The organism is Neisseria bacilliformis (assembly GCF_014055025.1).
GTDB classification, from domain to species: Bacteria; Pseudomonadota; Gammaproteobacteria; order Burkholderiales; family Neisseriaceae; genus Neisseria; species Neisseria bacilliformis.
Genome location: NZ_CP059571.1, coordinates 556,884 through 575,959, shown reverse-complemented (window position 1 = coordinate 575,959; position 19,076 = coordinate 556,884). Strand labels below are relative to the sequence as shown.

Annotated in this window: 20 protein-coding genes and 1 pseudogene; 11 read left to right on the top strand and 10 right to left on the bottom strand. The window is 61.9% G+C overall.

Features of this window, described 5'->3' with window-relative positions; all coding sequences use genetic code 11:
* Nucleotides 1-214: 214 nt before the first annotated feature.
* Complete coding sequence (locus tag H3L91_RS02905; protein WP_007341979.1) at nucleotides 215-1,081, top strand: GRP family sugar transporter; 867 nt, start codon at nucleotides 215-217, stop codon at nucleotides 1,079-1,081.
* 195 nt (nucleotides 1,082-1,276) lie between these two features.
* Here the strand turns inward: H3L91_RS02905 and H3L91_RS02900 are convergent, their stop codons facing one another.
* Nucleotides 1,277-2,290 (bottom strand): zinc-binding alcohol dehydrogenase family protein, encoded by a 1,014-nt coding sequence (locus H3L91_RS02900; protein ID WP_007341978.1) that lies wholly within the window; start codon nucleotides 2,288-2,290, stop codon nucleotides 1,277-1,279.
* 159 nt (nucleotides 2,291-2,449) lie between these two features.
* On the opposite strand from H3L91_RS02900, the gene H3L91_RS02895 reads away from it, so the two are divergent.
* The 6 genes from H3L91_RS02895 to bioB all read left to right on the top strand — a co-directional run bounded on the left by H3L91_RS02895 (nucleotide 2,450) and on the right by bioB (nucleotide 6,908).
* Complete coding sequence (locus H3L91_RS02895) at nucleotides 2,450-2,800, top strand: winged helix-turn-helix transcriptional regulator (RefSeq protein ID WP_040658691.1); 351 nt, start codon at nucleotides 2,450-2,452, stop codon at nucleotides 2,798-2,800.
* Between the two features lie 18 nt (nucleotides 2,801-2,818).
* Complete coding sequence (locus H3L91_RS12445; RefSeq protein WP_256998577.1) at nucleotides 2,819-2,953, top strand: hypothetical protein; 135 nt, start codon at nucleotides 2,819-2,821, stop codon at nucleotides 2,951-2,953.
* A gap of 94 nt (nucleotides 2,954-3,047) precedes the next feature.
* Nucleotides 3,048-3,566: a shikimate kinase gene (locus H3L91_RS12285; protein WP_007341976.1), complete on the top strand. Its 519-nt coding sequence runs from the start codon at nucleotides 3,048-3,050 to the stop codon at nucleotides 3,564-3,566.
* 3 nt (nucleotides 3,567-3,569) lie between these two features.
* Nucleotides 3,570-4,649, top strand: a complete 1,080-nt coding sequence (gene aroB, locus H3L91_RS02885) for a 3-dehydroquinate synthase (RefSeq protein ID WP_007341975.1) — start codon at nucleotides 3,570-3,572, stop codon at nucleotides 4,647-4,649.
* Nucleotides 4,650-4,677: 28 nt separating this feature from the next.
* Nucleotides 4,678-5,211, top strand: coding sequence for an alpha/beta hydrolase (locus tag H3L91_RS02880; protein WP_007341974.1), 534 nt, complete (start codon nucleotides 4,678-4,680; stop codon nucleotides 5,209-5,211).
* Nucleotides 5,212-5,855: 644 nt separating this feature from the next.
* A complete protein-coding gene (gene bioB, locus H3L91_RS02875) occupies nucleotides 5,856-6,908 on the top strand; it encodes a biotin synthase BioB (RefSeq protein WP_040658689.1) in 1,053 nt (350 codons plus the stop codon).
* 152 nt (nucleotides 6,909-7,060) lie between these two features.
* Here bioB and H3L91_RS02870 read toward each other — a convergent pair whose 3' ends face one another.
* The 6 genes from H3L91_RS02870 to H3L91_RS02845 form a co-directional block, all read right to left on the bottom strand.
* Complete coding sequence (locus H3L91_RS02870; protein ID WP_007341972.1) at nucleotides 7,061-7,735, bottom strand: methionine ABC transporter permease; 675 nt, start codon at nucleotides 7,733-7,735, stop codon at nucleotides 7,061-7,063.
* Nucleotides 7,732-8,472 (bottom strand): methionine ABC transporter ATP-binding protein, encoded by a 741-nt coding sequence (locus H3L91_RS02865; protein WP_081458566.1) that lies wholly within the window; start codon nucleotides 8,470-8,472, stop codon nucleotides 7,732-7,734. Before H3L91_RS02865 ends, H3L91_RS02870 begins: the two co-directional genes overlap by 4 nt.
* 305 nt (nucleotides 8,473-8,777) lie before the next feature.
* A complete protein-coding gene (locus H3L91_RS02860) occupies nucleotides 8,778-9,704 on the bottom strand; it encodes a metal ABC transporter solute-binding protein, Zn/Mn family (RefSeq protein WP_007341970.1) in 927 nt (308 codons plus the stop codon).
* A 79-nt stretch (nucleotides 9,705-9,783) separates the two neighbouring features.
* On the bottom strand, nucleotides 9,784-10,665 hold the full coding sequence (locus tag H3L91_RS02855) for a metal ABC transporter permease (RefSeq protein ID WP_007341969.1): 882 nt from the start codon (nucleotides 10,663-10,665) through the stop codon (nucleotides 9,784-9,786).
* Between the two features lie 261 nt (nucleotides 10,666-10,926).
* Nucleotides 10,927-11,472: a hypothetical protein gene (locus tag H3L91_RS02850; RefSeq protein WP_007341967.1), complete on the bottom strand. Its 546-nt coding sequence runs from the start codon at nucleotides 11,470-11,472 to the stop codon at nucleotides 10,927-10,929.
* 125 nt (nucleotides 11,473-11,597) lie between these two features.
* Complete coding sequence (locus H3L91_RS02845) at nucleotides 11,598-12,320, bottom strand: metal ABC transporter ATP-binding protein (protein ID WP_007341966.1); 723 nt, start codon at nucleotides 12,318-12,320, stop codon at nucleotides 11,598-11,600.
* A gap of 166 nt (nucleotides 12,321-12,486) precedes the next feature.
* On the opposite strand from H3L91_RS02845, the gene H3L91_RS02840 reads away from it, so the two are divergent.
* Nucleotides 12,487-13,965 carry an ATP-binding protein gene (locus tag H3L91_RS02840; protein ID WP_244958479.1) on the top strand — a complete coding sequence of 493 codons (1,479 nt, stop codon included), beginning with the start codon at nucleotides 12,487-12,489 and terminating at the stop codon, nucleotides 13,963-13,965.
* A 414-nt stretch (nucleotides 13,966-14,379) separates the two neighbouring features.
* Here H3L91_RS02840 and tehA read toward each other — a convergent pair whose 3' ends face one another.
* The 3 genes from tehA to H3L91_RS02825 form a co-directional block, all read right to left on the bottom strand.
* Entirely contained in the window at nucleotides 14,380-15,330 is a 951-nt protein-coding gene (tehA, locus tag H3L91_RS02835) for a dicarboxylate transporter/tellurite-resistance protein TehA (protein ID WP_040658685.1), read from the bottom strand.
* A 393-nt stretch (nucleotides 15,331-15,723) separates the two neighbouring features.
* A complete protein-coding gene (locus tag H3L91_RS02830) occupies nucleotides 15,724-16,260 on the bottom strand; it encodes a hypothetical protein (protein ID WP_007341961.1) in 537 nt (178 codons plus the stop codon).
* A gap of 144 nt (nucleotides 16,261-16,404) precedes the next feature.
* Nucleotides 16,405-16,866: a MarR family winged helix-turn-helix transcriptional regulator gene (locus H3L91_RS02825; protein WP_007341960.1), complete on the bottom strand. Its 462-nt coding sequence runs from the start codon at nucleotides 16,864-16,866 to the stop codon at nucleotides 16,405-16,407.
* Between H3L91_RS02825 and H3L91_RS02820 the strand changes: the two genes are divergently transcribed.
* The 3 genes and pseudogenes from H3L91_RS02820 (at nucleotide 16,865) to H3L91_RS02805 (ending at nucleotide 19,075) form a co-directional block, all read left to right on the top strand.
* Entirely contained in the window at nucleotides 16,865-17,083 is a 219-nt protein-coding gene (locus H3L91_RS02820; RefSeq protein ID WP_007341959.1) for a hypothetical protein, read from the top strand. The two genes, H3L91_RS02825 and H3L91_RS02820, sit on opposite strands and share 2 nt — an antisense overlap.
* Nucleotides 17,084-17,665 (top strand): annotated as a pseudogene (locus H3L91_RS12280) (MipA/OmpV family protein).
* A gap of 141 nt (nucleotides 17,666-17,806) precedes the next feature.
* Nucleotides 17,807-19,075, top strand: coding sequence for an efflux RND transporter periplasmic adaptor subunit (locus tag H3L91_RS02805; protein WP_007341955.1), 1,269 nt, complete (start codon nucleotides 17,807-17,809; stop codon nucleotides 19,073-19,075).
* Nucleotide 19,076 lies beyond the last annotated feature (1 nt).

The following is a 19,076-nucleotide window of genomic DNA, read 5'->3' as shown; positions in this document are numbered from 1 at the left end:
GCCCCCACCCTAGCCCTCCCCCGCAAGCGGGAGAGGGGACAGGTTTTCAGACGGCCTCAAAGGCAGCCTGAAACCCGCAGGCCGTCTGAAAACCCGAAAGCAGCCTGAAACCCCAAAAGGCCGTCTGAAAGCGCAGCTTCGACGCAGCAAAAACCGATTTTCAGGCTGCATCCCGCTTTGCAAACAACCCGCCAACAACCCGAAGGAATCCGCCATGAACATCCTGATCGGTCTTCTCCCCGCCCTGTTTTGGGGCATTCTGCCGCTGTGCGTCGCCCGCATCGGCGGCCGCCCCACGCAGCAGATTATGGGCACCACGCTGGGCACGCTGGCCGTGGCGGTACTGTTTTGGCTCGTGATGCAGCCTGAAACCGACGGGCGGACGCTCCTGATGGGCTTTTTATCGGGCGCGTTTTGGGCGTTCGGGCAAATGAACCAATACCGCGCCTACACGCAAATCGGCGTGTCGCAAGCACTGCCGATCTCCACAGGGATGCAGCTCGTCGGCACCTCGCTGATGGGCGTGGCGGTGTTCGGCGAATGGGGCAGCGCGACGCAGAAAATCGTCGGCGCGCTGGCGCTGGTGCTGATTATCGCGGGCATCGCGCTCACCGCCAAAAAGGAAAACCCGCCCGCCGATGGCAAAGGCAGCCTGAAAACGGGGATTATCACCCTGCTGGTTTCCACCGTCGGCTATGTGGGCTACTCCTTTTTCCCCAACTTCGCCGAGTCTTCGGGGCAAGCGAAATTCCTGCCGCAGGCGGTGGGCATGGCGACGGCGGCGGTGGTGCTGTCGCTGCTCTCGCGCGACGGCAGCCGTCCGTGGGACAAAAAATCGCTGCAAAACCTCGTCGGCGGCGTGGTGTTTTCTTTTGCCGCGCTCACTTATCTGATGTCTATTGAGCCGACACGCAACGGCGTGGCTACGGGCTTTACCCTGTCGCAGATGAATGTGGTCATCGCCACGCTGGGCAGTATTTTCCTGCTGGGCGAAAAGAAAACGCGCAAAGAAATGCGCTTTGTGCTGGCGGGGCTGGCGATGGTGGTGATAGGCGGGATTATGATCGGGTTGAGCCATTAGGCCGTTTGAAAAGGCCGTAGGTCGGGCATTTATGCCCGACAAATACCAGCAACAAAAAAACGTCGGGCATAAATGCCCGACCTACGCCCCCCCCCCAAACGTCGTCTGAAACCCCAAAAAAGCGGCCTGAAAACTGCCATTAAAGGCGTTTCAGGCCGCTTTTGCTGTGCGTTCAAATCAGGCTTTCAGGCTGCCTCACCAGCCTGCCAGCACCACTTTGCCCACCATGTCGCCGCGTTCCACCATCTGGTGCGCGCGGCGCAGGTTGGCGGCGTTGATGCCGTCGATGGTTTGCGTGGCGGTCGTTTTCAGACGGCCTTCGTCTACCAGTTGCGCCACTTTGGCAAGGATTTCGCCCTGTCGCGCGATGTCGGCGGTTTCGCGCAGGGGGCGGGTGAACATAAATTCCCAATGCAGAGAAATACTCTTGCCTTTCAGAGGATTGGCATCGAGTGCGGCGGGGTCGTCAATCAGCGCGATGCGCCCTTGCGGGGCGAGCAGTTCCGCCAGTTGCGGCAGGTAATGTTCGGTATGGCTGGTGGAAAACGCCCACGAGGGTGCGCCGATGCCGAGTTTTTCCACCTGTTCGGGCAGGCTGTGGTGATGGTTAATCACAAAATCCGCGCCGAGGCTGCGCAGCCATGCTTCGCTCTCGGGACGGGAGGCGGTGGCGATGATTTGAATGTCGGTAAGCGTTTTGAGCAGTTGCACGGTAATCGAGCCAACCCCGCCCGCGCCGCCCACCAGCAGCAGGGCGCGGCTGCCGCCGGCAACGGGTTTGTTTACATCAAGGCGGTCAAACAGGGTTTCCCACGCGGTAAGCGCGGTAAGCGGCAGCGCGGCGGCTTGGGCAAAATCCAGCGTGCGCGGTTTTTTGGCGGCGATGCGGCTGTCCACCGCCTGCAATTGGGCATACGAGCCCTGACGGTTGATCACGCCCGCGTAATACACCTCGTCGCCCGCCGCAAAGCCGCGCACTGCGCTGCCGACGGCTTTGACCACACCTGCCGCGTCCCAGCCCAACACGCGGTACTGCCCTTCGGCAGGCGTGTGCGCGGCGCGGACTTTCACGTCGGCGGGATTGACCGACACGGCATGCACTTCCACCAACAAATCGTGCGGCTTGGGTTCGGGCGCGGGCAGTTCGATGTCGAGCAGGCTGTTTTCGTCGCTGACGGGCAGCGGGCGGTTGAATCCGACGGCTTTCATGGTGTTTCTCCGGTTGTGAAAAAGGAGCGGCCATCATAAGATATACGCCCACGCTTGTTAAGAACGCACTTATTTTTCAGTAGGTTACTTATAAGATACTGCAAAAGGCAGCCTGAAAAAGCGAAACGTCGTCTGAAACCGTTTTCAAAGGAACAAATCATGGGCAAAACCGCACACACCGCATTTGACTGCGCCGAAGGCTGCTCGGTGGAAGCCGCGCTGGCCGTTATCGGCGGCAAGTGGAAAGGCACGATACTCTACCGCCTGCACACCGACGGCGTGCTGCGCTTCAATGAAATCCGCCGCATCCTGCCCACGGTGTCGCAGCGCACGCTGACCGCGCAACTGCGCGCACTGGAAGCCGACGGCATCATCGAACGCACCGTCTATGCCCAAGTGCCGCCGCGCGTGGAATACCGCCTCAGCGCATACGGCCAAACCCTCGCCCCCGTGCTGGCGGCTTTGAAAGCGTGGGGCGACGCGCATCGGCAGCGGGCGGCGCGGGAATGACAGAACAGTAGGCCGGGCATGAATGCCCGACCTACGCCCCCCAAAGGTCGTCTGAAACCAAAAAGCAGCCTGAAAACGGCGGCCTCCGTCTCCCTCCCCTGCGCCCGCGCGGGGGAGGGGACAAATTTTCAGACGGCCTCAAAGGCCGTCTGAAAAACAGGCCGCAGCAACCCTTTTCGGAAACGCCATCCCCGCCCCCGCCCCGCAAAAACCGATATTCCGTATTTTTCGGTTAAAATAAGTTGCCATGAACACCGCAAACAGCAACCTCTTCCTCATCGGCCTGATGGGCGCGGGCAAAACCACCCTCGGCCGCCGCCTCGCCGCCCAGCTTAACCGCGCGTTTTACGACAGCGACCAAGTCATCTGCGAGCGCACCGGCGTGTCCGTGCCCACCATCTTCGAGATGGAAGGCGAAGCAGGCTTTCGCGCGCGCGAAGCCGCCGTCATCAACGAGCTCTCCGCCCTTTCCGGCATCGTGCTGGCCACCGGCGGCGGCGCGGTTTTGCGCGAAGAAAACCGCCGCTGCCTCGCCGCGCGCGGCACCGTAATCTACCTGCACGCCGCCCCCGAAATCCTGCTCGAACGCACCCGCAGCGACAAAAACCGCCCGCTGCTGCAAGTGGCCGACCCGCTGGCCAAACTGCGCGCCCTCTACCACGCCCGCGACCCGCTCTACCGCGCCGCCGCCGACCTCGTCGTCGAAGCCGGCCAGAACGACTGCCGCAAAACCACCGCCCGCATTCTGCAACGCATACAGGACTGAACCATGCGCACCCTCACCGTCGCCGCCCCCTCCCACAGCTACCCCATCTTCATCGGCGAAAACCTCCTCGCCAAGCTCGCAGAACACCTCGCCCCCCATGTCGGCAAAAAAGCCGCCGTCATCACCAACACCACCGTCGCCCCCCTCTACCTGCAACACATTCAGACGGCCTTAACCGCGCTCGATACCGAACACTTCGCCGTCATCCTCCCCGACGGCGAAGCGCACAAAAACATCGAATCGCTCAACCGCATCTACGACGAACTCCTGCGCCGCCACGCCGAACGCGGCACCACCCTCATCGCCCTCGGCGGCGGCGTCATCGGCGACACCGCAGGCTTCGCCGCCGCCACCTACCAACGCGGCGCGCCCTTCGTGCAAATCCCCACCACCCTCCTGAGCCAGGTCGATTCCTCCGTCGGCGGCAAAACCGCCGTCAACCACCCCCTGGGCAAAAACATGATCGGCGCGTTCTACCAGCCCCAAGCCGTCATCGCCGACCTCACCGCCCTCGCCACCCTCCCGGCGCGCGAATTTTCCGCTGGCATGGCCGAAGTCATCAAATACGCCCTCCTCGGCGACGCCGCCTTCCTCGCCTGGCTCGAAGACAACATCGACGCCGTCATGGCGCAGCAACCCGATGCCCTCGCCCACACCGTTTACCACTGCTGCGCCATGAAAGCCGCCATCGTCGCCGCCGACGAAACCGAACGCGGCATCCGCGCCCACCTCAACCTCGGCCACACCTTCGGCCACGCCATCGAAGCCCAAATGGGCTACGGCAACTGGCTGCACGGCGAAGCCGTCGCCGCCGGCATGGTGCTCGCCTGCCGCCTCTCCGAACAGACAGGCCGCCTGAAAGCCGCCGACACCGAACGCGCCGCCGCCCTCATCCGCCGCGCCGGCCTGCCCGACGCCCCGCCCCGCTTCCCGTTTGAAAAATGGCTGTCCCACATGCGCCACGACAAAAAAGTCAGCGGCGGCACCATGCGCTTCGTCGGCCTCGACCGCCTCGGCGCGGCCAACATCACCCCCGTGGAAGACCCCGAAATCCTGCGCCGCACCCTCGCCCCCTACCTGTAAACCGAACCCGTCCGCCGCCGTCCCGCCCATGCACAGCCACGAACTCGAAGACCTCACCCTCCTGCTCGTCCGCGACGCCGACGAAGCCGAAATGTGGATAGACCGCTGGACGCTCAGCTACCCCACCGTGTGCACCGCCGCCGCCGCCCGCAGCCAGAGCATCCCCGAGTGGCAGAACACCATAGAGCGGGCGTGGCGCACCGTCCACAGCCGCAACGCCGCCATCGTCGCCCACGGCGCGGGCGTGTCTGCCGTCGTTGCCTGGCTCTACCGCGCCGACGCCGCCACCCTGCGCCGCGTGCGCAACATCATCCTCGCCGCCCCCCTCGCCGCCGCCTTCCCCGACGACGCCGAACATACCCTGCAACGCGCCCGCTGCCCCTGCCCCGCCGCCCTCGTCATCGGCCGCAACGACCCCGCCTGCCCGCAGGATTGGGCGCAAAGGCAGGCCGCCCTCTGGCGCGCCACCCTCCTCCGCGCCCCGCAAAGCGGCCGCCTCAACGGCCCGATGCAGGGCTGGCAGTGGGGCATGAAACTCATGCAGGAAATGCTGCTTTCGTAAGGTGCGCGCCGAAACGCAGAGGCCGTCTGAAAAACCTATTTCAGACGGCCTCTGCCGCTGCGGCAGGGGGTGCCGCCCCGAGGCGACGCACGCGTTCCATGCCGCGCAACGAATCCGCGCCTCCCCCAAATCCCAAACCGCGTGCGTGGCTGCGCCACACACCCTACCCGAACAGCCGACATCCGCGCCCGTGCCGAATCTTCCGTAGGGTGTGTCACCCCGAGACGGCGCACGCGGTTGGGCGGTTGGAGCTGGCGGGAATGTTGAGGCCGTCTGAAAAACGTAATTGCAGTAGGTCGGGCATTTATGCCCGACGTTTTCAAATTTACCGGCGTTTGTCAGTCGGGCATAAATGCCCGACCTACTCGAAATCTCGGACAACCCCGCCCCAATCTTTCGGCCAAGTATTTGTCCGGCAAACACAATGCGAATCTTCCATAGGGTGTGCCGCCCCGAGGCGGCGCACGCGGTTGGGTGCTTTCAGACAGCCTCAACCTTTGCCGCCGTGCGCCGAAACGGCTACACTGCGCCCGCGCCTGTTGTCAGGCCGTCTTTTTTATTTGAACCGAAGCCGCCGCCGTCATTGCGACTGCGGCAGGCGGGTCAGCGTCATTGCGCCGCTGCCGATTTTGAAAGAACACAATATGACCGTTTCCCCGATTGCCTTGCGCCGCAAAACCGTGCCCAAGCCGCATCCGACTGCGCGTTATTGGAAAAAATGCGATGTCGAAGCCCTGTTTTCCCTGCCGTTTCTCGATTTGGTGTTCCAAGCCGCCGAGCTGCACCGCCGCCATTTCAACCCGCGCGAAATCCAGCTTTCCACTTTAATGTCGATCAAAACGGGCGGCTGCCCCGAAGACTGCGCCTACTGCCCGCAGTCGGCGCACCACAACACCAATTTGGGCAAAGAGCAGATGATGGATGTCGATGAAATCGTCGCCAAAGCCCGCATTGCCAAATCGCGCGGCGCAAGCCGTTTCTGCATGGGCGCGGCCTGGCGCGGCCCCAAACCCAAGGATGTGGCGGTAGTGTCCGAAATCATCCGCGCCGTGAAGGCCTTGGGCATGGAAACCTGCGGCACATTTGGTATGCTTGAAGAGGGCATGGCCGAAGACTTTAAAAACGCGGGTTTGGACTATTACAACCACAATCTCGACACCGACCCCGACCGTTACAACGACATCATCCACACCCGCCGCCACGAAGACCGCATGGACACGCTGGGCAAGGTACGCAATGCGGGTTTGAAAGTCTGCTGCGGCGGCATTGTCGGCATGAACGAAACCCGCGCCGAACGCGCCGGCTTGATTGCCAGCCTCGCCAACCTCGACCCGCAGCCCGAAAGCGTGCCGATTAATCAGTTGGTGAAAGTGGAAGGCACGCCGCTGGCCGACGCGGAAGATTTGGACTGGACGGAGTTTGTCCGCACCATCGCCGTTGCCCGTATCACCATGCCCGAGAGCTATGTGCGCCTGTCGGCAGGACGCAGCGGGATGCCCGAATCGATGCAGGCGATGTGTTTTCTGGCAGGGGCGAACTCGATTTTCTACGGCGACAAGCTCCTCACCACGGAAAACCCGGGCGAAGACGGCGACCGCCTGCTGATGGAAAAACTCGATCTGTATCCCTTGCAGTTTGAGTTGGAAACGGAATACGAAGCCGCGCGGCAAAAGCCGAAAATCCGCGTGGATTATTGAGCGGCAAACTAAACAGGCCGTCTGAAAACGCCGTTTTGCCAAACGGTGTTTTCAGACGGCCTTTTTGCGGCAAACAGCCAAAACCGCGTGCGCGGCTGCGCCGCACACCCTGCAACGCGGCCGAATCCGCCGCGCCCGTGCGGCGGCGGGTTTTACCGTTTGTCGGCTTTGGCGGCGAGGTAGTTGCCGGTGCTTTGGATGATGATGACGATCAGGCTGAGCAGGGCGACGACTTCGGCCATCACGTCGGGCATGTAGCGTTGGTGGCCGTAGCGGATGCCCAAGTCGCCGATGCCGCCGCCGCCGATGAGGCCGGCCGCCGCGCTTTCGCCGAGGATGGCGATCAGGAGGATGGTGATGCTTAAAATCAGGCCGGAGCGGGCTTCGTTTACCAGTACTTTGAACACGATGGCGAGCGGTTTCGCGCCCATGGCCTGCGCGGCTTCGATCACGCCTTTGGGTACTTCGTTGAGGTTTTGTTCCACCAGGCGGGCGAAGTAGAAGGAGGCGGCGATGGACAAGGACACGCAGGCGGCCAAGGGGCCGAAGGAGGTGCCGACGATGGCGCGGGTGAGCGGCATCAGCACGATCATAAGGATGACGAAGGGAAAGGCGCGCATAAAGCTGACCAGCGCGCTGACGAGGCCGTTGAGGCGGGGGCGGGCGAACACCTGGCCGGGGGCGGAGGCGAACAGCCAGACGCCGAGCGCGCCGCCGATGACGATGGCGAAGGCGGCGGACACGCCGACCATGACGAAGGTTTGTCCGATGGCTTTGTAAAACTCGGGCAGTAGGCGTTGCAGGTTGTCGAGGACGTTGGCGTTCATAGTTCTTCCGATACGAGTTCGCGGCCGATTTCGGTCTGCGCATGAATTTGGCGGTTTTCCACGCAGGCGACTTCCAACAGTCGGCCGTGGTTGAGCAGGGCGGCGCGGCGGCACAGGCGGCGGATGACGCTCATCTCGTGGGTTACGATGACGATGGTTACGTTGAAGCGGCGGTTGATGTCTTCGAGGCAGCCGAGCACGCTGCGGGTGGTGGCGGGGTCGAGCGCGGAGGTGGGCTCGTCGGCGAGGATGACTTTGGGGTTCGGGGCGAGGGCGCGGGCGATGCCGACGCGCTGTTTCTGCCCGCCGGAGAGTTGGGCGGGATAGTGGGCGGCGCGGTCGGCCAGACCGACGATTTCGAGGCACTCCATCACGCGTCCGGCGATTTTTTCAGACGGCCAGCCTGCGGTTTCCAACGGGAAGGCGACGTTGCCGGCCACGGTGCGGTTGGCGAGCAGGTTGAACTGCTGGAACACCATGCCGATGTTTTGGCGGGCTTTTCTCAATTGGGCGGGATTCATGGCGGTGAGGTCCTGCCCGCCGACGAGGACGCGGCCGCTGTCGGGGCGTTCCAATAAATTAATCAGGCGCAGCAGGGTGGATTTGCCCGCGCCGGAGTAGCCCATCAGGCCGAAGATTTCGCCTTCGCGGATTTCGAGGCTGGTGGGCTCGACGGCGGCAAACCAGGATTGGTCGCGGTTTTGGTAGCGTTTGGAGACTTGGTCGAGGATGATCATGTGTGTCTCGTTCATTCGTCGGTTCAAATGAAACAAAGCCCGTGTGCGGCACAGCGGGCATGGTGTGTAAAAACATGTTTAAAGTGCGGGCGCGATTAAACGGCAAGCGGTGGCAAATGTCAAACGGCGGCGGGGAGGCCGTCTGAAAACGTTTTTTCAGACGGCCTGTTTGCAGTAACAGCCCAAACCGCGTGCGCGGCTTGCGCCACACCCTGCGTCAGCACTGCCAAAAAGCCGGAAGGCCGTCTGAAAAGCTGAAAACAGGTTTTTCAGACGGCCTCTTTCACGCGCGGCAGGACGCGGGCTTATTTCATGGCGTTGGCCAGGGCGTCGATGTTGTGGCGCATCATGCCGGTGTAGGTGTCGGCGGGCGGGGTTTTGCTCAGGGCGTCGGAGTAGAGTTTGCCGCCGATTTTGCTGCCGGACTCTTTGGCGATGCGTTCGAGCATGCGCGAGTCTTTGATGTTTTCGGCAAACACGGCTTTGATGCCTTCCTGTTTCACCTGGCGGATGAGGGCGGCGACGTGTTTGGCGGAGGGTTCGGCTTCGGTGTTGATGCCCTGCGGGGCGTAGAATTTGATGTTGTAGCGGCGTCCCATGTAGCCGAAGGCTTCGTGGCCGGTGAGCACTTTGCGGCGGGCGGCGGGCACGGCGTCGAATTTGCCTTTGGCGTAGGCGTCGAGCTGTTGCAGCTCTTTGCCGTAGTTTTGCAGGCGTTGGCTGTAATAGGCTTTGTTTTGCGGGTCGGCTTTGATGAAGGCTTCGGCCACGTTGGCGGCGTATTTCTGCATCAGCGAGGGGTCGCTCCACACGTGGGGGTCGAATTGGCCGTGGTGGTGGTGTTCGTGGCCGCCGTGGTCGTGGTCGTGGTCATGGCCGTGTTCGTGCTCGTCGTGGTCGTGGTCGGCTTCCATTGCTTTGATGCCGGCGGCGGCTTCGGCGTAGGGGATTTTGCTTTGTTTCACGGCGCGCGCCATTTCGGCGGACTCGAAACCGAGGCCGTTGAGCAGCACGAGTTTGGCGGCGCGGATTTTTTTGATGTCGCCGCTGGTGAGGCGGTAAACATGCGAGTCCTGATCCGCGCCGACGAGGTTGGTTACGGCCACTTTGTCGCCGCCGACCTGTTTGGCGACGTCGCCGAGGATGCTGAAACTGCTGACAACGTTCAGGGGTTCGGCGTGGGCGAGGCCGGCCGCCAGGAGGGCGGCGAAGGCGGGTTTCCAATGTTTCATGGGGTTTATCCTTTCGGGTTTGCTGGGAAGGTGGCGGCGCGGGAAGCGTGCCGCCGGTTGGTCAAAAAAAGGTTTATTTTCAATAAGTTTTGTGGCGGCCGCCGCGCAGCCATTTGGCCAGCAGGCCGCCTTCGCTGCCGAAGAGCACGGAGAAGGCGTACCAGCCGCCGCAAAACAGAATAATCGAGGGGCCGGAGGGGATTTCCACGTGGTAGGAAAACAGCAGCCCGGCCAGGCCGCACAGGAGGGCGAACAGCACGGCAAGGAAGATTTGGCCGCCCATGCCGCGCACCCACAGGCGGGCGGTGATGGCGGGGATCATCATCAGGCCGACGGCCATCAGCGTGCCCAGTGCCTGAAAGCCGGAGACGAGGTTCATCACCACCAGCACGAGGAAAATCAGGTGCCACAGGCCGCCTTTGCCGTTTACCGCCTTTAAAAACAGCGGGTCGATGCTTTCCAGCAGCAGCGGGCGGTAGATCACCGCCAGCGTGAGGATGGTGAGGCTGGCGACGGCGGCCACCAGTGTGAGGGCGGGCAGATCCACGGCCAGTATCGAGCCGAACAGCAGGTGCAGCAGGTCGATGTTGCTGCCGCCCATGCTCACCAGCAGCACGCCGACGGCGAGGCTGGTGAGGTAGAAGGCGGCGAAGTTGGCGTCTTCTTTGAGGTCGGTGAAGCGGCTCACCAGCCCGGCCAGCAGAGCCATAACCATGCCGGCGGCAAAACCGCCCGCGCTCATGGCGGGCAGGCTGAGGCCGCCGAGCATGTAGCCCACCGCCGCGCCGGGCAATACGGCGTGGCCGAGCGCGTCGCCCACCAGGCTCATGCGCCGCATCACGAGGAACACGCCCACCGGCGCGGCACTGAGGGCGAGGAACACCACCGAGGCCAGCGCGTAGCGCATGAAGTCGAATTCGGCAAAGGGCTCGATCAGCCATTCGTAAAAGGGGATGGTCATATTCGGTTTTTTGTTTTTCAGACGGCCTCAGGCCGGAAAAAACGTTTTCAGACGGCCTCCGTGCAGCGTTGAGGCCGTCTGAAAAACGGGGGTTTCACTAGGGTCTGTTGACAATCAACGGTTGCGGCGGCTTTTACGCCATAAAACGGCATCTGCCGCGTTAAAGACACTCGCCTATGGACGGCATAGGCTCGCATTTTTGCCTTGCATCTGCCATTTTCTGCCGCAAAATCCGCGTCGCAAGTCGAATATCAACAGCCCCTACCAGAACGCCTTATTGCCTTCAAAGATTTGCAGGGCGGCGGCGCAGGTTTTTTTGGTGCATTTTTTCATGGTGAGCACGGCGGTATAGTCTTCGTCTTTCTCGGCCGTCCAGCTGAAACCCGGGCTTTTGAGCACGCGCAGGTCGTTTTTCACGCGCAGGCCGTGGCGGGTTTCTTCGTCGTACAGGTCGAGATAGACGTTCCGGTACAGGTCGAGATACATATTGTCGCAATCGGGGTCGCAGCGGCCGGTGATGTTGTAGGTTTTGCCGGCGGTGAAGCGCGTGCGCACGACGATTTCCTGTTCGGGGGCGAGTTTTTCCTCTGCGGCGGCGATTTCGCGCGATTCGGGGTCGTTGCGCTGCTGGTATTGGCGGATAACGTCTTTTTCGCGTTCCAGGGTGTGGGTTTTCGCGTACCAGTCGAGCACGGCTTTTTCGTCGGCTTTCCTTCGGGCTTGTTCGCGGCTTTGCGCTTTGCCGCCGGCGGCATGGGCGGCGCAGAAGGGCAGCAGGACGGCCAGAAGCAGGGCGGTTTTTTTCATGGGTTTTCCTTTTTTCATAGTTAAGGGACAAACGTCATGAAAATTTTACAACGGCATAGGCCGTCTGAAAACTTTGCAGGGTTCGGCGCAAATGCCGCCGAGAGGGCAGAGCGGGCTGATTGCGCTCACGCGGCGCACCACTGCGGGTAGTCGTGCCGCTGCATGGCTTCGGCGGCCTGTTGCAGACAGCTTTCGGTGAGCACGTCCTCGGTTTTGCCCGCCATGATTTTTTCCCGCGCAATCAGCAGCGTGTTGGGAAAATAGGCGCGCACTTGTTCGTAGTCGTGCAGCACGGCAATCACGGCCTGTTTGTCGCCGTTGCAGCGGCGCAGCACGTCCAACAGCGCGTAGGTGGTTTTCGCGTCCACCGCGTTGAAGGGCTCGTCCAGCAGCAGGAATTTGGCGTCCTGCGCCAGCATCCGCGCAAACAGCACGCGCTGGAACTGGCCGTTGGAGAGGTGGGCGATCTGGCGGCCGGCGAAGGCGTCCATCTCCACGCGGCGCAGCGCGTGCATCACACGCTCTTTCTGCGCCGCCGACACGCGGCCGAAAAAGCCGATTTCGTACCACAGCCCCATCGCCGCCAGCTCGAACACCGTCATCGGCTGGCTGCGGTCGATGTCGGCCTGCTGCGGCAGATAGGCGATGTCGCGCCGCTGCAAACCCTGCCACGACACGCTGCCGGTGGTGCATTCGAGCAGGCGCATCACCGCTTTGAGCAGGGTGGACTTGCCCGCGCCGTTGGGGCCGAACACCGCCCACATCGAGCCTTCTTCAAAATGTATGTCCACATGGTGCACCGCCGGCTTCTGCCGGTAGCTCACGGTGAGGTTTTCCACTGCAATCATGACGAAGCCGCCCAAAAATAAACGCCCCACACCACGGCCAGAGCTGCAGCCGCCAGCAGCAGCCGTTGGGGCAGTCCGCACAATAATATGTTCATAAACTTACGAGCCATTCTATAAAAGCCGCTTTTTCAGACGGCCTGTACGCCCCCTCGGGCGCAGGGTGCGCATGATACAGTGTAACATTATTCTTGTAAACCGAAGCGGCGTATATAATCGCGCGTTTTCCAGCCGAAGACACAGCAGAGGCCGTCTGAAAGCAGATTTTCAGACGGCCTCATCCTGCCGAACCCAAGCCATGCCCCTGCTCAAACCCCTCCCGCCCGAAACCGCCATCCGCACCCGCCTGTTCTACTACATCGGTGGCGGCTTGGTGCTGGTCTGGCTGATGGCCAACGCCGTCTCCCTCACCCTCGCCCTGCGCGAACTCAACGAATCGGCCGACAGCCAGATGAGCGAACTCGCCCGCGCCCTGCCCTATATCGAATCCGACGAACTCGTGCGCCTGCCGGGCGTGGAAGAAAGCCTCGGCGACGATGGCGAAGGTTTCGCCGAAGACAAACACAACGGCATCGCCATCTGGAACGAAAAAGGCGAGCTGCTTCTGGCCGACCAAAAAGGCGGACAAATTCCATACAGCGAAACCAACGGCTTCACCGACACCGCGCCCGTGTGGGACGACGACAGCTTCCGCGTCGTTTATTACCACAATCCCGACAACGGCCTCACCGCCGCCGTGTCGCAACGCTGGCACGAACGCCTCGAAATGCTGTGGCACATCGTATGGGTGCAGCTTGCCGCCTCGCTGCTCGTGTTGCCCGTGCTCGCGCTCTTGCTGCACATCGCCGTCAAACGCAGCATCCGCCCGCTGAACCTGCTCGCCGACGACCTCGCCGCCCGCCGCGCCGACAACCTTGCCCCCGTCAGCCGCGCCGTGCCCCGCGAAACCCAGCCCGTGTTCGACGCACTCAACCGCCTGTTTGAACGCGTGCAAACCGCAAATGAGCGCGAAAAACGCTTCACCGCCGACGCAGCGCACGAATTGCGCAGCCCGCTGGCCGCGCTCAAAGTGCAAACCGAAGTGCTGGAAATGAGCGAAGCCGACGAGCAACCCTACCACCTGCACCAAATCCGCGAAAGCATCAGCCGCGCCGAACACCTCGTCAACCAACTGCTCACGCTTGCCCGCCTCGACCCCGGGCAGGGCTTGAAACAGCGCGAACCCGTCAACTGGGACACCCTCAGCAGCCGGGTTTTGCAACAATGCAACCTCGCCGCCCGCGAAAAACGCATCCGCCTCAAACGCGAGCTGGCCGCCAACCCGCTGCCGCTCACCGGCGATGCCGCACTGCTGCAAATCATGCTGCGCAACCTCATCGACAACGCCGTGCGCTATTCGCCCGACAACAGCGAAGTGCGGCTTATCCTTTCAGACGGCCTCATCGAAGTACGCGACCACGGCGCAGGCATCGCCCCCGAACACCTCGCCCGTATCAAAGAACGCTTCTACCGCCCCGCCGGCCAAAACGCCCAGGGCAGCGGGCTGGGTTTGTCCATCGTCGAGCAGATTGCCGCGCTGCACGGCCTGTCGGTAACACTGGAAAACCGCCCAGAAGGCGGATTGAATGTACAAATCCGAAAAACCTGAGGCCGTCTGAAAACGCAGTAGGTCGGGCATTCATGCCCGACGTTTTTTTGTTGCCGCGTTTGTCGGGCATAAATGCCCGACCTACCTCGGCGGCCAATCCCGCCCATGCCGAACCATCCGTAGGGTGTGTCGCCCCAAGGCGACGCACGCGGTCGGACGGTTGGGATTAAGAGAAATGTTGAGGCCGTCTGAAAAACAAACCTGCTTTTCAGACGGCCTTTACAGCAGGCAACCGAAACCGCGTGCGTGGCTTGCGCCACACACCCTACCTGAGCAACCAAATCCCGCCCGTGCCGAACCATCCGTAGGGTGTGTCGCCCCAAGGCGACGCACGCGTTCCCTGCCGCAAAAACAAAAAGGCCGTCTGAAAAACCCGTTTTCAGACGGCCTCAACACACACCGCAGCGGGCAGCTTCAGCCGCGCACCAGAAACCGCCCCTGCCACATCAGCCGCAGCGTACCCGCCATCAGCAGTAGCACAAACCCCGAGCCCGCCGCCGCCATCGCCAGCCCCAGAGCGGGCAGCCGCCCCGCCGCCAAAAGGTGCAGGCCGCAGCCGGCCATCGCCGCCAAGCCGAAGGAAAAGCCCCACAGGCTCATGGTAAAGCCGCCCTCGCCCAACCACGGCAGCAGGCGCAGCAGAAACAGAAACTGCAAACAGCCGTAGCCCAAAAGCATCATGGCGAACACGTCAAACCGCCCGCCGTTCACCGCCAGATACGCGCCGCAGCCGACAAAGGCCGGCGCAAGCTGGATGCCGACAATCCCGCGCACCTGCGCCGCCACCGCCGCCTCCGTGCGCAGCCGTCCCAGCACCGCCGCTTCCAAACTCAGCCACGAAAACACCCCCGCGCCGAAAAACAGCAGCGCGAAATCGTGCAGCCCCAGCGCGGCGAAAGCCGAAGTGCTGACGAAATTCGTCGCCACCGTCGGCAGATAAACCACCGGCGTCGTGGCCGCCACCGTGTGCAGCCCGCGCCACAGCCCCGCCGCGCGGTACATCGAAAACGCCACCTGCCCCGCCGCCCCCGCGCAAATCAAAACCCTTGCCGTAACAGGCGCGTACGGCAGCGCGGAGAGTCCCGCCAGCATCGCGGTAATCGGAATCGCGCTGATAAAGCAGCACTGCACCAAATCGCGCACGTCCGCCAGAAAATCCGCGCGAAAGGCCGCGATTTTGTACACATAGGCCGCCGTCAGAAACAGCCAGGCCGCAAACGCCACGGCCAGCAGCCCCTCCCCCGCCCACGCGGGCAGCAGCCCCGCCGCCGCGCCGTAACGCCACGCCAAACCCAGCGCAAACATCCCCAGCGGCGCGCTGAAATAGCTCAAAGGAATCGGAAATTTTCGGTTCTGCACACTCATAAAACACACTTTCAGACGGCCTCTGCGGCCCAAAAAGGGCGGCATGGTAACAGAAGCGGCGGCGCAGGTTCGGCGCACCGCCCGCATCGTGCGGCATTTTCGTCTCACGCGGATTCGCCGCGCGGCAGCAACCGCGTGCGCCGCCTCGGGGCAGCACACCCTACGGAAGGTTCGGCACGGACGGAGTGGGGAACAGGCCGTCTGAAAAAACGCAAATCCGTTTTTCAGACGGCCTTTGTATGGCGCAAACCGCGTGTGCAGCTTCGGGCGGGATGAGTAGGTCGGGCATTGATGCCCGACCTGCGAACTACCGCGTGGAAGGCACAGCGAGGATGTCGTATAACTTTTGAAGCGGCCTGAAAGTTCGGCAGGCCACCCAAACCGCCGCAACGCTTATTTGCCTATTGCCCTTTTTGCCAGCCGCTTCAAGGCTCCGGCTTGCACAGTGATTCCGGTGGGGAACTTTTCCACTTTGCCATTTTCGGTTTTTTCAATCTGGAAAACCATAAAATCCGGCGCGTTGGCTTCATCCGAAAGGGTGATTTCCATGTTTTTCCGACTGTTTTTTAATTTTATTAAAAATCTGGTCTCGCGCAATTCATGGTAGTAGTTTTTAAACGCCATATTGTTCAAAATGCGGAAAACCTCCCCGACCAGCGCTTTGTCCGAAATGTGCGCATAGCTGACTTTCTCCCCTTTTGCGTACAAATTTTCAGCGAAAACCGGAACAAAGGTATCGATTTCGTAAGGGAAGGAATAGACATCCATTTCCCATCCTTCCGGATTGTTTAAGATTTCCCGTAAAGACTGCGGGATTGCCTGCACCCCGTTTTTTCCAGCCGCCTGCTGCGCTTGGGGCGGCAGGGTGTCTGCGGCCGCAGGCAGCCATGCGGCACTTGCCGCCAGCAGCAAAATAATAAATTTATCCATATTTTCAGTATCCTGTGTTGGGTTGGTGATTTTTATTGTAACACGGGCGTGCAAGCCCGATCCGGTTGGCTTGGGCGCATTCGCAAACAAAGGCAGCCTGAAAACGTTTTTTCCGTTTTCAGGCTGCCTTTTGTCCGGCGGCGGCTACCCCTCCTGCCGGATACGGTCGGCAAACGCTTGGTAAAACCGCTCGGCGCCCTCGATCAGCTGCCGTCCCAAATCCTCACCCAGTGCGGCGAAGGCGCCGGTTTCGGCGCGGCGCATTTCTTCGGCCGGCGGGTGGATGCAGGCGCATCCCTGTTCGGTCAGGCTGAGGATTTTCTGGCGGCGGTTTTCGCTATTTTGCACGATGTTGATCTGCCCCTGATCCAAGAGTTCGTTGCACTGGGTGGAGACGGTTTGTTTGGCGAGGTTCCACACGTCGCAGATGTCTTTCTGGGTGCAGCTTTCGCGGTAGTAGAGTGTGTAGAGGATGATAAAGGTGGTGTGGCCGATACCTTTGCTTTTGGCCCACTGCACATACAAATCGTTGATTCCGGACAACAACTGCCCGAGTTTGTCGAGGTTTTGGTGCGGGTTGTACGCGGGGATTTCCTGGTTTTCCATGATGTTTCCGAACCCCGCCAAACCCGCCGCCTGCCTGCTGTTGCTGCTCTCGCTGGCCGCCCGCGCCGACAACGGCGAAACCCCGCTTCCCCCCGCGCCCGACGACGCGGGCTATCCCGGCAAGGCCACTGAAATCTCGGTCGGCCTTGCCGGCGGCTATGCCAACGGCGGCTACAAAAACTATTCCGGCACGTCTTCCGTGTCGCCCGTGCTATAAATCGAAAGCCGCCGCTTCTATGTGCGCGGCCTGTCCGCCGGCGTGAAACTCTATTCCGCGCCCAACCAGTCGCAGGAGCTGCTGCTGGGCGCAACCTATCTGCGCCAGTACCGCTTCAAGCCGGACAAATCGAAAGACGCGCAAATCAAGCGTTTAAACGAGCGCAAAGACAGCGTGATGCTGGATGCCGCCTACAATTTCTACACGCCCTACGGCAATCTGGAAACCCAGGTTTCGCACGATGTTTCCGGCCTCAGCAAGGGCACGCGGGCGTAGGTGCAGTACAGCTATTTCTGGCAGCCGAACGACAAACTCACCCTTACCCCCGCCGTGGGCATCGCCTATGCCGACCGCCGTTTCAACCGCTACTACTACGGCATCCGCCCCGCCGAATCCGAGCGCAGCGGCCTGGCTGCCTACCGGCCGAAAGCCTCGGTGCAGCCCTATGCCGAAATCGCCGCCGAATACCGCTTCGCACGGCATTGGAGCGCGTTTGCCGGCGGGCGCGTCGAGCAGCTGGCCAAAACGGTGAAAGACAGCCCGATGGTGGAAAAAAGCTACCACAGCGGGGGTGTCGTATAACTTTTGAGGCAGCCTGAAAACACAAAAGGCCGTCTGAAAACAGCCGCCCATATTTTTCAGGCTGCTTTGACTGTTTTCAGACGGCTTCAACGTGCTATTGAAACGATGGTCGAGACCCGCCCCACATAAAAGGAACCGGATATGAAAAAAGCCATGCTTCTGCTGCCACTCGCTGCCCTGCTGGCGGCCTGCGGGCGGCAAAACGAAACGGCGGCGCAGGCACCGATGAGGGTAAGCGTGGTGCAGGCGCGTTCGGTGGAGTTTGCGCCGACGCTGCCGCTGGGCGGCACTTGGGTGGCGCGGGATGAGATTGCGGTTGCGCCTGCTTTGCAGGGGCAGAAGATTGTGTCGGTGCATACCGAGGCGGGCAGCGCGGTGAAGCGCGGGCAGGTGCTGGCGGTGTTGGAGCCGGAAACGGTGCAGTCGCAGCTGCGGCAGAGTGCGGTGCAGCTCAATCGGGCGCGGGCGAATCTGAATGCGCAGCAGGCGGCGTTGCGCGAGGCGGAGACGCTGTTTGCGCGTTACCGTGCTTTGGCGGATTCGGGCGCGGTCAGCAGACAGGAGTTTGACGAGCAGCAGAGGAAGGTGCGGACGGCGCGGGCGAACATTCAGGCTGCCCGCGCGGAAATCGCGCAGATGCAGGCTTTGACCGACGACAGCCGCCACCAGAGGAGCAAGGCGCAGATTGTCGCGCCCGCCGACGGCATCATTACCAAGCGCAACGCGGAAGCGGGCGCGTTGAGCGGCGCGGACGCGCTGTTTGTGATGGCGAAAGACGGGCAGATCGAGTTGGAAGCGGAGGCCAATGCGGAGGATTTGGCGCAGCTGCAAACGGGTATGGAAGCGCGGCTGGAAACGGCGGGGCAGCCTGAAACGGCATACAGGCCGTCTGAAAGCCGAAGTGCAAACGTTTCCGCTGCCGCAGGCACCCCCACCCTAACCCTCCCCCGCGAGCGGCGGGAGGGAACAGGTTTTCAGGCTGCCCCAAAGCAGCCTGAAAACCAGAGGCCGTCTGAAAGCCAGAGGCCGTCTGAAAACCCGGTCGGCACGGTGCGCCTGATTTATCCGGCGGTGGACAGCAAAAGCCGCGTGGGCAAAGTGTGGATTGCCTTTGAAGGCACGCCTTTCCCCATCGGCGCGTATTCGGAGGCGCGGGTGGTGCTGGGCAAACGGCAGGTTGCGCAGGCGGTGCCGTTTTCCGCCGTGTCTTTCGGTTCGGACGGCTCTACCCGTGTGAAAGTGGTGGGCGCGGGCGGCAAGGTGCAGGAGCGCAAGATTGAAACGGGGGCGCGTTATCAGGGCTGGGTGGAGGTGCGCTCGGGCCTGAAAAACGGCGAGCAGGTGGTGAAACAGGCGGCGGCGTTTGTGGCCGAGGGCGACACGGTTGCGCCGCAGCCGGTAAAGGAATAGG

Coding starts and splice junctions, on each gene's coding strand:
- H3L91_RS02840 (WP_244958479.1), top strand. CDS start 12,487: ATGATACAGTGTAACATTATTCTTGTAAACCGAAGCGGCGTATATAAT.
- H3L91_RS12285 (WP_007341976.1), top strand. CDS start 3,048: ATGAACACCGCAAACAGCAACCTCTTCCTCATCGGCCTGATGGGCGCG.
- tehA (WP_040658685.1), bottom strand. CDS start 15,330: ATGAGTGTGCAGAACCGAAAATTTCCGATTCCTTTGAGCTATTTCAGC.
- H3L91_RS02820 (WP_007341959.1), top strand. CDS start 16,865: ATGATGTTTCCGAACCCCGCCAAACCCGCCGCCTGCCTGCTGTTGCTG.
- H3L91_RS02830 (WP_007341961.1), bottom strand. CDS start 16,260: ATGGATAAATTTATTATTTTGCTGCTGGCGGCAAGTGCCGCATGGCTG.
- H3L91_RS12445 (WP_256998577.1), top strand. CDS start 2,819: ATGAATGCCCGACCTACGCCCCCCAAAGGTCGTCTGAAACCAAAAAGC.
- H3L91_RS02900 (WP_007341978.1), bottom strand. CDS start 2,290: ATGAAAGCCGTCGGATTCAACCGCCCGCTGCCCGTCAGCGACGAAAAC.
- H3L91_RS02860 (WP_007341970.1), bottom strand. CDS start 9,704: ATGAAACATTGGAAACCCGCCTTCGCCGCCCTCCTGGCGGCCGGCCTC.
- H3L91_RS02895 (WP_040658691.1), top strand. CDS start 2,450: ATGGGCAAAACCGCACACACCGCATTTGACTGCGCCGAAGGCTGCTCG.
- H3L91_RS02825 (WP_007341960.1), bottom strand. CDS start 16,866: ATGGAAAACCAGGAAATCCCCGCGTACAACCCGCACCAAAACCTCGAC.
- H3L91_RS02880 (WP_007341974.1), top strand. CDS start 4,678: ATGCACAGCCACGAACTCGAAGACCTCACCCTCCTGCTCGTCCGCGAC.
- aroB (WP_007341975.1), top strand. CDS start 3,570: ATGCGCACCCTCACCGTCGCCGCCCCCTCCCACAGCTACCCCATCTTC.
- H3L91_RS02850 (WP_007341967.1), bottom strand. CDS start 11,472: ATGAAAAAAACCGCCCTGCTTCTGGCCGTCCTGCTGCCCTTCTGCGCC.
- H3L91_RS02805 (WP_007341955.1), top strand. CDS start 17,807: ATGAAAAAAGCCATGCTTCTGCTGCCACTCGCTGCCCTGCTGGCGGCC.
- H3L91_RS02870 (WP_007341972.1), bottom strand. CDS start 7,735: ATGAACGCCAACGTCCTCGACAACCTGCAACGCCTACTGCCCGAGTTT.
- H3L91_RS02865 (WP_081458566.1), bottom strand. CDS start 8,472: ATGATCATCCTCGACCAAGTCTCCAAACGCTACCAAAACCGCGACCAA.
- bioB (WP_040658689.1), top strand. CDS start 5,856: ATGACCGTTTCCCCGATTGCCTTGCGCCGCAAAACCGTGCCCAAGCCG.
- H3L91_RS02855 (WP_007341969.1), bottom strand. CDS start 10,665: ATGACCATCCCCTTTTACGAATGGCTGATCGAGCCCTTTGCCGAATTC.
- H3L91_RS02845 (WP_007341966.1), bottom strand. CDS start 12,320: ATGATTGCAGTGGAAAACCTCACCGTGAGCTACCGGCAGAAGCCGGCG.
- H3L91_RS02905 (WP_007341979.1), top strand. CDS start 215: ATGAACATCCTGATCGGTCTTCTCCCCGCCCTGTTTTGGGGCATTCTG.